At 46.4% G+C, this 13,245-nt stretch carries 10 protein-coding genes; 4 read left to right on the top strand and 6 right to left on the bottom strand.

Features of this window, described 5'->3' with window-relative positions; genetic code table 11:
* Positions 1–264: 264 nt before the first annotated feature.
* The 4 genes from H4O21_RS20220 to purU form a co-directional block, all read right to left on the bottom strand.
* On the bottom strand, positions 265–843 hold the full coding sequence (locus H4O21_RS20220; protein ID WP_182810712.1) for a TMEM165/GDT1 family protein: 579 nt from the start codon (positions 841–843) through the stop codon (positions 265–267).
* A 251-nt stretch (positions 844–1,094) separates the two neighbouring features.
* Positions 1,095–1,766 carry an energy-coupling factor ABC transporter permease gene (locus H4O21_RS20225; RefSeq protein ID WP_182810713.1) on the bottom strand — a complete coding sequence of 224 codons (672 nt, stop codon included), beginning with the start codon at positions 1,764–1,766 and terminating at the stop codon, positions 1,095–1,097.
* A gap of 488 nt (positions 1,767–2,254) precedes the next feature.
* Entirely contained in the window at positions 2,255–2,665 is a 411-nt protein-coding gene (locus H4O21_RS20230) for a CBS domain-containing protein (protein ID WP_182810714.1), read from the bottom strand.
* Positions 2,666–2,893: 228 nt separating this feature from the next.
* Positions 2,894–3,748, bottom strand: a complete 855-nt coding sequence (gene purU / locus H4O21_RS20235; protein WP_182810715.1) for a formyltetrahydrofolate deformylase — start codon at positions 3,746–3,748, stop codon at positions 2,894–2,896.
* Between the two features lie 566 nt (positions 3,749–4,314).
* Here purU and H4O21_RS20240 point away from each other — a divergent pair.
* The 4 genes from H4O21_RS20240 (at position 4,315) to H4O21_RS20255 (ending at position 10,510) form a co-directional block, all read left to right on the top strand.
* Positions 4,315–6,282, top strand: a complete 1,968-nt coding sequence (locus H4O21_RS20240) for a HAMP domain-containing methyl-accepting chemotaxis protein (protein WP_182810716.1) — start codon at positions 4,315–4,317, stop codon at positions 6,280–6,282.
* A 310-nt stretch (positions 6,283–6,592) separates the two neighbouring features.
* Positions 6,593–7,912: a sensor domain-containing phosphodiesterase gene (locus tag H4O21_RS20245; RefSeq protein WP_182810717.1), complete on the top strand. Its 1,320-nt coding sequence runs from the start codon at positions 6,593–6,595 to the stop codon at positions 7,910–7,912.
* Between the two features lie 184 nt (positions 7,913–8,096).
* Positions 8,097–9,620, top strand: coding sequence for a thymidine phosphorylase family protein (locus H4O21_RS20250; protein WP_182810718.1), 1,524 nt, complete (start codon positions 8,097–8,099; stop codon positions 9,618–9,620).
* Entirely contained in the window at positions 9,617–10,510 is an 894-nt protein-coding gene (locus H4O21_RS20255) for a ribose-phosphate pyrophosphokinase (protein ID WP_182810719.1), read from the top strand. The genes H4O21_RS20250 and H4O21_RS20255 overlap by 4 nt, the downstream gene beginning before the upstream one ends.
* A gap of 235 nt (positions 10,511–10,745) precedes the next feature.
* Here the strand turns inward: H4O21_RS20255 and bioA are convergent, their stop codons facing one another.
* Both bioA and H4O21_RS20265 read right to left on the bottom strand, forming a co-directional pair.
* Positions 10,746–12,011 carry an adenosylmethionine--8-amino-7-oxononanoate transaminase gene (bioA, locus tag H4O21_RS20260; protein WP_182810720.1) on the bottom strand — a complete coding sequence of 422 codons (1,266 nt, stop codon included), beginning with the start codon at positions 12,009–12,011 and terminating at the stop codon, positions 10,746–10,748.
* A 199-nt stretch (positions 12,012–12,210) separates the two neighbouring features.
* Entirely contained in the window at positions 12,211–12,978 is a 768-nt protein-coding gene (locus H4O21_RS20265) for an alpha/beta fold hydrolase (protein ID WP_182810721.1), read from the bottom strand.
* Between the last annotated feature and the right edge of the window lie 267 nt (positions 12,979–13,245).

The following is a 13,245-nucleotide window of genomic DNA, read 5'->3' on the forward strand; positions in this document are numbered from 1 at the left end:
GTACACCGCTAAAAATTCAGTCTGGTGGCAGCCCATCAGTGATGGGCTGCTGATTAACTCACTACACAAAAAAATGACTCATGCAAAATCTTCTGGAATACCATAAAAGAAGTCTTTTACCCTCTTTCAGATTGTACTCAGCACCGACAACATACCATCCTGATCTATCAGTTTCTTCTGCAGCCTGAACGTCGGATATAATTCAAAAGAGACTCCAGACTTCTGACATCCAAAGTAAAGCACTGATATCTATCCTTTAACAGATCATAGCTGAAACAGAGATGGGTCACGGATCAAAACCCAGAGTCCCAGAATAATAAAGGCGCTGCTGGCCACAATCCTGATCCATTTAAGAGGCAACTTTTCAACCGCCAGCTGACCAATCACCACCACAGGAACATTAGCCAGCATCATACCAACCGTTGTACCCAGTACAACCCAGAACAAAGAATCAAACTGAGCCCCCAGAATGACAGTAGCGACCTGGGTTTTATCACCAATTTCCGCAATAAAAAACAAAATACAGGTTGCAAGGAAGGCCCCGTACTTTTCATAGCGACTATCATCTTCGTCATCAATCTCATCCGGAATCAGAATCCATAAACCAACAGCAATAAAAGATAGTGCTACAACCTGATTCAACCACTCCCCTTGCAGCCAATCAGCGGCAACAGCCCCAAACCAGGCAGCAGCAGCATGGTTCGCCAGAGTCGCAACGAGAATACCCCAGATAACAGGCCAGGGACGACGGAATTTAGAAATCAGTAAAAAGGCCAGTAACTGGGTTTTATCACCCACTTCCGCCAGAGCAACAGAGAATGTTGAAAAAAGAAAGGTTTCCACTCAGGTTTCCACAACGGGCCGGTAAAACGTAAACACTATGACACATCACTCCGCACCGGCCCGGGTTCAGAATGTTGCGTCACAGGTCTCGTCAGGCCACAGATCAGATAATCTGAGCAAGGCTGTTTACACCATGGTCATTGAGGACCAACTATGTTGATGCAAACCTCAAAGGAGCGACTACTCCCCCGGACGCGGCGATAATAGCAAATCTGTCCGGGAGAAAATAGCCCCTTTAAAGAACCGGCACTTTATTTATTATCAAAATACCTGTGATAATCAAAATTTTTCACCCAGCCGGGCTTCATCACCATAATCGAACTGAGTAGCATGCCATTGATAACAGCCTCTGGCGGCAGAATCATGGGTAAAAACAAGAAATATTCACTGGCTATGCGCTGAAAATCCCAGGCACTGGAACCGAGCCAGAGTCCGATCATCAATGCTAATCCTGACGAAAATGCCGCCGCTGCACTGGTAAAAAAACCTCCGATAAAGAAAAGAGCAAAAAAATTATCAGGTAACTTCCGGTCGGCCAGATGAAAAAGAATGTGGCTGACAACGACAGGAACAACGCCAGTGGTCAGTGCATTGACTCCGAACAGAGACCAGGGTGCTTTTCCAGTCCAGCACATTCCGGCTAATGCCAGAGAACTGGCCAGTATTGCTAAAGGCCAGCGGAACATCACCGTCAATGTCGTCGCCATCAGAAAATGAATACTGACCAGACTGGTAATATCTGCTTTCATTTGCCACAACAAGGCAACAAAGACAGTCGCACCCAGATAAACATGCTGAAATGCTGTCTCACTGGCTAACTCCTTCCAGTTTGCTTTTCTGACGGCAAACACCAGAGCCGCCAGATAGATCGCATTAGCAACCCAAACCCACAAACCGTCGATACTGGCAGAAGAAAAGTTCATATGTTTCTATCCATACTGAAAATTGCGAGGCAGTTTTACTCTGATACTCTTTACGACTCAACCCCACAAAAGGGCCATATCAAATCAGAATAAATTCCATTAGCATACTGCTTTTGACCATAAGTAAAGTATGGATAAGATTAATCCAATGCACAGAAAAAAGTTTGAGCTGAAACAGTTAGTCTGAACAAAAGACCGGATATTGTATTATTGAGAGGTTTTTAAGCAGATAAGGAAACTCAGGGCGAAAAAAAGCCCCCATTCCGTGGAGGCCTTCTTATATTCGATAACAGCCAGATCCTTTGACTCGCATCCATTGCGCTTTTCTACATTTCCCCGAGAGGCTTAATCATAGAAAAAACATGCCCTTTATCACAGGCGCAAAAGACCTTTATCTTTGTAGGAGATATCCTACAACAAAAGAATCAACGCATGTCTGCCCCATCTTAAATCGATAAAAATCTCAAATGACGGTCTACTCCAAATGACTAATTTCTGTGTTCAGCAAAGTCGCGGATAACTCTGAGAATATCTGCCAGCGTAATCATACCCACGAGATGCCCTGTATCATCCATCACCGGAAAACGTCGTCGATTACTTCGAATCATCTTCTGAGCCACTGACACCACATCTTCGTCAGACAGTATGGTATCAACCTCTGAAGTCATATAGTGTGCAACAGTATCAGCCGAATCATCATAGAAGCTGCCTTTGATCACGTTCTGCAGGCAATCTCTCTGCGACAGAATACCGATCAGCTCTCCTTTTGCATCAACCACTGGCGCACCGGAAATTTTATGCTCCAGCATCTGATCAATTGCCGAAAAAATATTCATATCGGGAGTAAATCTGATTAACAGATCTGGCATGTAATCACTTACCCGAACAGATTTAAGCATGGTGCTTTCTCCTTACTGAAATTTGAGTAGCAGACAGGCTGTCACCTCATCTTTAAGTAAAGAACACCATTGAAAGATTTCCAGTAGAATTGAAGGTAAGTTTAAACAGGGTAGTGAGCAAACCTGAAAACCATCACAGGAATGATCATAGGATTGTCAAAGGGCACAGTTCGTTCAGAATAACAGAGCCCCGCTCAGTGAGAACGAGGACTGTATTCAGACGGAAGATCAGTTAAATACAACCGTTTTATTGCCATGTACAAGCACCCTGTCTTCCAGGTGCCAGCGTAATCCTCTTGCCAGAACGGTTTTCTCAACATCTTTACCCAGACGAACCATATCTTCGGAAATATGTCGATGGCTGACACGATGGATATCCTGATCAATAATAGGTCCTGCATCCAGTTCAGCAGTGACGTAGTGACAGGTTGCACCAATCAGTTTTACACCACGCTCATAAGCCTGATGATAAGGCTTAGCCCCGGCAAACGATGGCAGGAAACTGTGGTGAATGTTAATAACCCGCCCCACATATTTTTCACACAGATTAGGTGGCAGAATCTGCATATAACGCGCCAGCACAACACAATCTGCCCCGGCTTGCTCTACAATTTCTTCAACCTTATCAAAAGAAGGCTGTTTATTATTTTTATCAACCGGCACGTAATGGTACGGAATGCCATGCCACTCAACCAGTTCACGAAAATCTTCATGATTAGAAATAACACATGGAATTTCACAATCCAGCTCACCACTGTGCCAACGATGTAATAAATCAACCAGACAATGGGACTCTTTACTGGCCATTAATACAACACGCTTTTTCTTTTCTGAATCAGAGATATACCAATCCATCTCAAACTCGCGGGCAATGGGGGCAAAAGCAGTACGGAGTTCATCCAGCCCCAGAGGAATGGAATCTGCACGAATCTCATGGCGCATAAAAAACCAGTTAGCATCACGGTCTGAGTGATGATTAGCTTCAGTAATCCAGCCGCCGTACATTGCCAGAAAGTTACTGACTTTAGCCACAATACCCACGCGGTCAGGGCACGAAATTACCAGAGTATATGTACGTTCCATATCTGCAATTAACCTAAATATTTCAGATAGTTGAGAGACCAGCAAAGAACTTTACAGATCCCTTACAAGTGTCAAGCTTATTTTAGTTTTCTAGTCGAATCGGGGATTCTACTACATTCTGTATGCAATGCATTGCAAAATACCTGAACGGAACCTGCTTGCCATAATGCAAGACCTGATTCCTGTGAAACGGTATTTTGTTAAATTGCCATACAGAGGCTCCGCTCTCCTGGTATGAGACCCTTATTTTAATTTTCGGGCAGGTTCGGCCGAAAAGTATCGGAATATTTCATTCAGGTGCCAGCTCTTACGAAAACTAGTTACATTATAACATCCTATTACAAATGTAATGAATAATCGTTATCAGTAACATATATATTTATAGTATTATTCTTTAATTATCCAGCAGCCTTGTTTTTTTATATCACTACCTTCTAGATATAGATCTATATCTACTATGACCTGCACCTTCTATTGAAAATAGTTTATGCAGTAATACTCAGGGTACTGATTAATTATTCTGGCTTACTGATGATGTTTTTCAGATTTGTACAACGAGAACACCTATGGAAACCTCTAATAAAGCTTTTAACAATATATCTATCAGCAAAAAGCTTGCACTAAGCTTTGGTATTATTCTTACATTTTTGCTGATTATTTCTTTTGCAGGTTATCGGGGGCTGTCACGTTCTGATAAAGGACTGGAGCAGTACCGGGAGCTGGCAAAAGTCAGTAACCTGACAGGCCAGTTGCAAACCAGTCTTTTACTTATGCAGGCCGAATTTAAAAGCTACCTGATTAACAATAATACTGAATCACTCACTCGATATAATACCCAGCTGCAATCAATGAAAACGTTTCTTGATCAGGCTAATCGGGAAATAACAGCCCCTGAACGTGTAGCTCTGATCAATGAAATCACTCCCATAATCAGTGAGTACGAGCAGGCTGTTCATAGAATCAAAGAGCAGATTACTATTCGTCAGAACAGAGCCAGTCAGGTACTGATCGTTAAAGGCTCAGAAATGAGAAAAGTGATGACAGAGCTACGTCAGTATGCTTACCAGAATGATCTTGGAAAACTGGGACATCACGCCAGTGATCTGCAGGAAGCACTGATACTGGGACGCTTCCATTTACTGAAGTATTTTGAATCTCAGAATATTAGTGACTTCGAAACCGCCCATCAACAAATGACAAAGATACTGGATAATCATCTTGCTGAAATTAGACAACAAGTATTATCACAGGAACAACTCACAGCACTGGAACATTTTAACCAATTAAGACAGGCTTATCTGCAGGCTATGGATGATGCAGTTCAGGCAATACGTAAACAACTAGCACTGGCCGAAGAGATTCTGGAGAGAACCGGACCGGCAATCGCAGATAAGATTGAAAAAGTAAAACTATCCGTTATTGAAGATCAACGGAATACAGGCCCAGAGCTGCAAGCGAGTAATAAGCAGGCCAAAAACCTTATGGGGATACTGGCACTGACAGCTATTTTTCTTGGGATAGTATCGGCCATGTTCTTTGCCAGGCACATTACCCGTCGCCTGCGCTATGTCGTTCAGGTCGCAGAGCAGATTGCCCGAGGAGATCTTCGTATGGAGAAAGAGCATTACGGTAAAGATGAAATTGGTCACTTGCAGGAAACCCTTTACAACACCAGCCAGAGTCTGCGGGATATGCTTAGCTCGATATCATCTGCCAGCAACAGTATTAGTAGTGCCGCGGTACAACTTTCAGCGGTATCCGAACAAACCAGTAAAGGCACTCAACAGCAATTACAGGAATCAGATCAGGTCGCTAGTGCTGTCGATGAAATGGCCCATAGCGCTATAGAAGTAGCAGAACACACCCAGCGCACAGCATCAGCGACAGAAGCAGCCCAACAGCGTTCTGACTCCGGTTATCACACGGTTACCCGTACGCTGAACAATATTCAGCAACTTCACTCTAGCGTCAGCCAGACAGAACAACGCCTGGAGAACGTGCAGAAGGAAACACAGAATATTGGCTCTATTATTGACGTAATTCAGGATGTAGCAGAGCAAACTAATCTGCTGGCATTGAATGCCGCTATTGAGGCCGCCCGAGCCGGAGAGCAGGGCCGGGGCTTCGCTGTTGTTGCAGATGAGGTACGTTCACTGGCACAGAGAACTCATCAGTCAACCGGGGAGATCCATCAGCTAATCGCCCGTTTACAAAACAGTACCAATCAAGTGGTATCTGAGATGCAGGAAAGCCGTAAAATAGCCGACACCAGCCTGAGTATGACAGAGGAGGTTCGACTTATTCTGGAAGAAATTACGGCAGCGATTGAAACCGTAAATGACATGAGCCTGCAAATTGCAAGCTCGGCAGAAGAACAAAGTAAGGTCGCAGAGGAGATCAACCTGAGCGTGGTCAGTGTACGCACCATTGCGGACCAGAGTGCTGACGCAGCCAGAGAAACAGTCATCGCAAGCAGCACAATGAAACAGACATCAGAGCAACTGCAGCAGTTGATCAGCAATTTCAGATTGTAACCTCCCAGACAGGACAACTGATTTAACAGGGATAATTTATAAAGACAGTGTCTGACAAGGTATCAATGAACCATTATCGGGCACCCATGATTATCTCTTACCTGGCAATGCACGAAAATAGCGCAATATACCATAATGAAAATTCCGGGCGCTCTATTTCAGGGCGCTCAGCTTTTTTTACCAGTAATATTTGATTACACAAAGACACATACCGGAGCTATCTGCCTGATAATCCATATAACCTTTGGCCTGATTCAAACTGGCCTGTTTTCTGCTTAAACTATCCGACATCAGGGGAACAGATAACTTTATGACACCACATCTTTCAGTACCGGAACAGATCAGATCACTGGGCGTACATCCGTCCCGAATCAGTCATTACAAGCAACGCTACCAGGGCAGGTTTGCGGGCTTTCATCTGGACAGTCACTATCAGCCCATTATCTCTCTGACCCATCAGCGAGTGGTTGGCTATGAAGCTCTTATGCGTGCCAGTCAGTCCGGCACTCCCTGTTCTCCTCTGGATCTGTTTGCCCGTTGTAAGAGTACCAGTGAAATATCCCGACTGGACCGATTAAGCCGGGCATTACATCTGCTGAACTTCAAACATCTGGAAACAGATGGTCGCTGGTTGTTTCTGAATATTCGGGGAGAAGAGATCCGGGAAGCTAATATGGATGCCTCTCAGGTCAGTAAAGCTCTGGCACGACATGGCTTTCGACCAGAACAGATTGTGCTGGAGATACTGGAGGATGCAGTACATGATGAAATGCTGCTGGCAGAGTTCGTCCAGGCCTTCAGAAATGCAGGATTCCTGGTCGCGATTGATGACTTCGGCACTGGTCAGTCAAACTTTGACCGTATATGGAAAATTAATCCGAATATCGTCAAGCTGGATCGTTCCATGATTCGTAATGCCCAGCAACAACCCAGAGCCCGGCGTATCTTCCCGCGTCTGGTCAGCTTGCTGCGGGAAACAGAATCTCTGGTGCTGATTGAAGGCATAGAAAACGAAGAAGAAGCCTTACTGGCAATGGATACCGAAGCCGATATGGTCCAGGGCTACTTCTTTGCACGCCCGGGCCCTTATGGAGAAGCAAAAGGCCATAATCTACATAGCCAGATTGCGGATCTGACCCATAAGTTTGCTAAAGCTCAGAAAACAGGGCGACAACAGTTCCACAGTCAGCTTGTGACGTATGAGTCAATGATGACCGCTGCCGCCGATCTGATCAGACTGGAACACAGTTTTGAGCAAAGCTGCCAGGAACTGATCCGTCAGACGGGTTGCCGACGGGTATTCCTGCTGGACGAAGAAGGTTACCAGGTAACCGGCAATATGGAGTCTAATCAATCCTCTGTGCAAACCCGGTATCAACCCCTGCAACAGGCTCATGGTGCTAACTGGGCACGACGCAAATATTTCCAGAGAGCCATTGAAGCGCTGGGGCAAGTTTATGTATCTCGCCCTTATCTGGCCTTACCCGATGCTAATATTGATGTGACTTTTTCTATGGCTTTTAAAGTCGGCAATGAGACTTATGTACTGTGTTGTGATGTGGATTCACGCAGTATTGATGCTGCTGGTAACCTGCTCCAGCAGGGTGAGCTGATTACTCATTTCAATTAACCCGATCTGTTTGCGATTCACTGTTACCAGTCACTGAAAAGCAAGCTCGTTTCATCCTTACAACATACCCTAATAGAACAAACAGACTGAATATGTTGTAATTCCCTGATAATCCTCGGGGATTGTCAGCATTTTGTCTCCTGAGCTAATATGCTGTTTCGTTCATCAGAAACAGGTACGTTACATGACAGCCGTGCTGGATACCGAGAGTCAGCCTTTTCCACTGGTCATAAGGCGTTTAGGCATTGACAGCCATCAGGAACCTGTCGTTTATTTACGCCGCAACAGCCATATCTGTCGCGCCGAAGGTTTTGCAACCGCATCCAGAGTACAGGTTTCATCTGAACAGCACAGCATTATTGCCAGTCTGCATATTATTGACAGCAATATCCTTTCCCCTGGTGAGATAGGTCTTTCTGAATCAGCTTACACAGGCCTGAAAACAGATGAAGGGCATATTGTCCATGTATGCCACCCCAGTCCTATCCACTCACTGAGTGCCTTACGTCATAAAGTTTATGGCCACACGCTCGATGATCAGCAGATGTCCGATATCATTGATGACATAGTGGCAGGTCACTACTCTGATGTACATCTGGCCACTTTTATTACTGCCTGTGCTGGCGATAATCTGAATCAACAAGAAATTATCAGCCTGACCCGTGCCATGCTGGAAGCCGGTGACCGGCTGGACTGGCAGAAAGAGATGGTGGTGGATAAACATTGCGTCGGAGGCCTTCCCGGCAATCGAACCACACCAATTGTGGTCAGTATTGTTACGGCCTGTGGTGCTATCATGCCTAAAACCTCTTCCCGAGCCATCACGTCTCCAGCAGGTACAGCAGATACCATGAGCACCATGACAGAAGTAGAGCTGGAACCGGATGTACTGAAACAGGTTGTTAACCAGGAAGGTGGATGCCTGGCCTGGGGCGGATCGGTTCACCTGAGTCCGGCTGATGATATCCTGATCAAAGCAGAGCGGGAACTGGACCTGGACAGCGAAGGTCAGATGGTAGCCTCCGTACTGTCTAAAAAAATTGCTGCTGGCTCCAGCCATGTGCTGATTGATATTCCGGTAGGTCCGACAGCAAAGGTTCGCTCACAGGAAGCAGCAGATCTGCTGAGCCAACTGCTGATTACAACAGGTCAGGCTCTGGGCCTGACAGTCGAAGTCATCTGTACAGATGGTTCCCAGCCTGTAGGACGGGGCATAGGTCCTGCTCTGGAAGCCAGAGATATCATCCGGGTACTGAAAAATCAGCCAGATGCACCTGAAGATCTTCGTCACCGGGCCCTGGTACTGGCTGGACATATACTGGAAATGGCGGGTATTGCAGAGGAAAAACAAGGGTTTGCTCTGGCAGAAAAAACACTGATGACCGGCCGGGCCTGGCAAAAATTTTATAATATATGTCAGGTTCAGGGCGGTTTCCGGGAACCTGCCGTAGCCAGCTATCAGTACACCTGGCACAGTCCGGTATCCGGTACCATTGCAGAGATCGATAACAGGAATCTGGCCAAACTGGCCAAACTGGCCGGTGCTCCGGAAGATCTGTCCGCCGGCGTGACCCTGGAAGTCAAACTGAAGCAGGCCATTCGTGCCGGTGATCCTCTCCTTGAGATCCATGCAGAAAGTCCGGGGGCTCTGAATTATGCCGTCGAGTTCCTGAACTCTCGCACCGAGATAATTAAGATACAATCATGAATAAAACACCTCTGTTATTTGACCTGAATGATGGTAGCTCCCTGGCCGATAGTCTGTGCCATCTGCTGCAGGCAGAAACCGGCGAACTGAATCGCAGACAATTTCCCGATGGAGAAAGCTATCTTCAGGTCGTCAGTCCGGCTAACGGACGCGACATTATTGTGCTGTGTACCCTGTACCAGCCGGATAGTAAGTTTTTACCTCTGATCTACCTGGCTGAGACACTGAAAGAGATGGGAGCCAGAAAAGTTATCCTGGTAGCCCCTTACCTGGCCTACATGCGTCAGGATAAACGTTTTAAACAAGGGGAGTGTGTAACATCACGGCACTTTGCTGCTCTGATATCCAGAAGCTTTGATGCTCTGATCACCGTTGATCCCCATCTGCATCGCTATAATAGCTTGGATGAGGTTTATAGCATCCCAGGCATAGTGGTACAGTCAGCAAACAGTGTTGCTCACTGGATCAGTCAGCAAATAGAGCAACCCTTACTGATTGGTCCTGACATCGAGAGTGAGCAGTGGGTTGCAGAGGTAGCACGCCTGGCAGGGGCTCCTTTCGAAGTCCTGCTTAAGGAACGTCATGGTGACCGGGATGTCAGAGTGTCTTTACCCCATGTGGAGAATTACCTCCAGCATACACCTGTTCTGGTCGATGACATCATATCCAGTGGCCGGACCATGCTGGAAACCATCGAGCACCTGAAAAATGCCGGGATGGCACCGGTCATCTGTATCGGTACCCACGGGCTGTTTGCCGATAGAGCTTATCAGCAGATGCAGGCATCACATACGGCTGATGTGATTACGTGTAATACGGTAAACCATCAGAGCAATGCCATTGACATGGCCCCGGCTCTGGCCGAAGCCATACGAGAACACCTTAGCTGATAATGTAAACAGCGAAGCGGTATCGTCAGACTGCCGCCCCCCGGAAGTGTTACAGCATATGCAGACACTCCGGGTGAGCAGATATCTATTCAATTGCGCTGCAACTGCCTGTTAAAAAAGCGTTTGTCAGACACACATATTAAGAAAATACGCGTCAAGAAAATAAGTGCTGAGAAAGCACGTATTGGAAAAGTGCCTGCCGGGTCTGAGCTTAAACGATCAGCCCGGAAAGCCCTTACTGATCACGGCTGAACCAGTCCTTCATCGCACCTGTAATCTGTCTCAGCTCAGCTTCACTGATGATATAAGGCGGCATGGTATACAGGAAGCGACCAAAAGGACGCAGCCAGACTCCCTGAGTAATCGCAAAATCCTGCACACCTTTCAGGCTTGCCGCATCATGCACCTCAATCACTCCCGTTGCACCCAGTACTCTGGTTGCTTTTACCTCTGGATGACTGAACTCAAGCAACTCATCCTGCAACACCCGGTTAAGAGTCGAAATACGCTCCAGGTAGTCATCCCGCTCGAACACTTCAATGCTTTTCAAAGCCACGGCACAGGCCAGAGGATTACCCATAAATGTCGGGCCATGCATAAATGCCTTACCGGCATCATCATCCCAGAAAGCATCAAACACTCTGTCGTTAGCAATCGTTGCAGCGTGCCCGACATATCCTCCGGTTAATCCTTTACTGAGCACCATGATATCCGGCGTTACACCAGCATGATCAGCAGCAAACAGTTTACCGGTACGGCCAAATCCGGTGGCAACTTCATCAAAGATAAACAGAATATCAAACTCATCGCATAGCTTGCGGGCTTCCTGCAGATACAGAGGACTGTACATATTCAGACCACCTGCCGCCTGTAGCAGAGGCTCAACCATAAAGCCGGCAATTTCATGGTGATGCTGTTCAAACACCTGACGTAACTTCGCAATATCTGCAGCCACCTCATCTGCCGATGCTGTGAAAGAGGCTTCCGGTGCCGGTGCAAAGTGCTGTTCTGGTAATAAACCTCGGAACATACTGTGCATCCCCTCCTCCGGATCACATACTGACATACAGCCTGTCGTATCACCGTGGTAGGCTTTCAGCAGAGAGGCCATCTTACATTTTGCCGTTATGCCCTGGTTCTGCCAGAACTGCACTGCCATTTTCATGGCGACTTCCATACCAACAGAGCCACTGTCACTGAAGAAGACATGGTTCAGCCCTTCTGGCGTAATCTCAACCAGCTTAGCGGCCAGATCTGCTGCAGGCTGGTTTTTCAACCCACCCAGCATCACATGGGCCAGCTTATCCGCCTGATCATGAATCGCCTGAGTCACATCAGGATGACGATAGCCGTGAATCATGCACCACCATGAGCAAGTCGCATCGAGTAACCGCATACCATTAGTGAACTGAATATAGGGGCCTTCACCGGTTTCGACCTCGTAATTGACTTCCAGATGTTTCATCTGAGCGTATGGAAACCAGAGTGTTGTATCCTGCATGATCGGACCTGCTGTTAGTGGTAAACCAAAAATTCAAAAATAAGCTTACCAGATCATTTAAAGAGAAAAAGCCTGTTTTTTAAGAGGTTACTCTCTGAAAAATACAAACCGGTAAGTCAGACAGCGGTCATCAGAAACCTGACCAGATCAGAAAAACTGATCTGGCAGAGTAAAAGGGGAAAGGAAAGATGAATAATAATCAGATAGAAGTAACAAACTGGCGAATCGATTGATTCACTTCTTGTGGATGCTCCATAGGACTAAGATGGGCAGCCCCCTCAATCAGTTCAAAATGACTGTCAGGCAGATGTTCTGACAGATACTGAGCATATTTCGGAGGCGTCATGGCATCCAGTTCCGCACAGAGTATCAGTGATGGACAGCAAACCTTATTCAGACTATCCATTCGATCAAAGGCATTACAGGCGGAAAAATCATTGATAACGACGTCCATATCACCTTGCAATAACAGATCTTCAAAGGGTTCCATTAAAGCCTGATCAGCCCCATCAGTTAATGCCTGCCGGGTCATATCACTAACAAAACCCGAAAAGTCCTGACGAATTTTATCCAGTAGCTCCGGCATCACTTTCAACCTGGCTCCGGTATTTAACAGTACCAGCCCTGCCAGTCTGTCTGGGTAACGAACGGCATATTCCAGACAGACCGCTCCTCCCATACTATGCCCCACAAGGGTCAGATTATCGCACATCAGATACTCAGCCAGTTCGGCCAGCACATCCGCATAAGCTGCTATCGTTTGTTCACCATCATGATGAGCACTTAACGCATGCCCCGGCAGGTCAACGGCGATCACATTGGCTGACTCCCTCAACCCTGTCATCTGAGCCTGCCACTGAGCATGATTCAGGCCTGCCCCATGAACAAGAAGCAGTGTCGGATTTTCAGGTTTCAGTGGCCAGTGAGAACAAAGGAAACCTAATTCGTTAAAATCCTGTGCGTACATATCCGATTCCTTTTCAGTAACGCAACATACAGCTATCTCTGAAACGTGACAGATTCTGAGACTCCAGACTTTAATATATCAGCGATGTCACAACTCTGTCTGATTTTTTGTCAGAAAAAACCTGAACAGCCCCGTAAAACACGCCAATAGATGTCTCAATTACTGATTTTATTTACTCGTCCTGTTCTATAAAAATGTACACAGGGCCACGGAGTCTTTGTCTGAATCCACTGAAATTGTGATACTATACCCTACAAAATTACCTGG

This window comes from Oceanospirillum sediminis, from assembly GCF_014164585.1.
Taxonomy (GTDB): domain Bacteria; phylum Pseudomonadota; class Gammaproteobacteria; order Pseudomonadales; family Halomonadaceae; genus Oceanospirillum; species Oceanospirillum sediminis.

Bases quoted from the DNA above. Each gene is read 5' to 3' on its own strand.
- H4O21_RS20225 (WP_182810713.1), bottom strand. From the start codon at position 1,766: ATGAACTTTTCTTCTGCCAGTATCGACGGTTTGTGGGTTTGGGTTGCT.
- H4O21_RS20230 (WP_182810714.1), bottom strand. From the start codon at position 2,665: ATGCTTAAATCTGTTCGGGTAAGTGATTACATGCCAGATCTGTTAATC.
- purU (WP_182810715.1), bottom strand. From the start codon at position 3,748: ATGGAACGTACATATACTCTGGTAATTTCGTGCCCTGACCGCGTGGGT.
- H4O21_RS20240 (WP_182810716.1), top strand. From the start codon at position 4,315: ATGGAAACCTCTAATAAAGCTTTTAACAATATATCTATCAGCAAAAAG.
- H4O21_RS20245 (WP_182810717.1), top strand. From the start codon at position 6,593: ATGACACCACATCTTTCAGTACCGGAACAGATCAGATCACTGGGCGTA.
- H4O21_RS20250 (WP_182810718.1), top strand. From the start codon at position 8,097: ATGACAGCCGTGCTGGATACCGAGAGTCAGCCTTTTCCACTGGTCATA.
- H4O21_RS20255 (WP_182810719.1), top strand. From the start codon at position 9,617: ATGAATAAAACACCTCTGTTATTTGACCTGAATGATGGTAGCTCCCTG.
- bioA (WP_182810720.1), bottom strand. From the start codon at position 12,011: ATGCAGGATACAACACTCTGGTTTCCATACGCTCAGATGAAACATCTG.
- H4O21_RS20265 (WP_182810721.1), bottom strand. From the start codon at position 12,978: ATGTACGCACAGGATTTTAACGAATTAGGTTTCCTTTGTTCTCACTGG.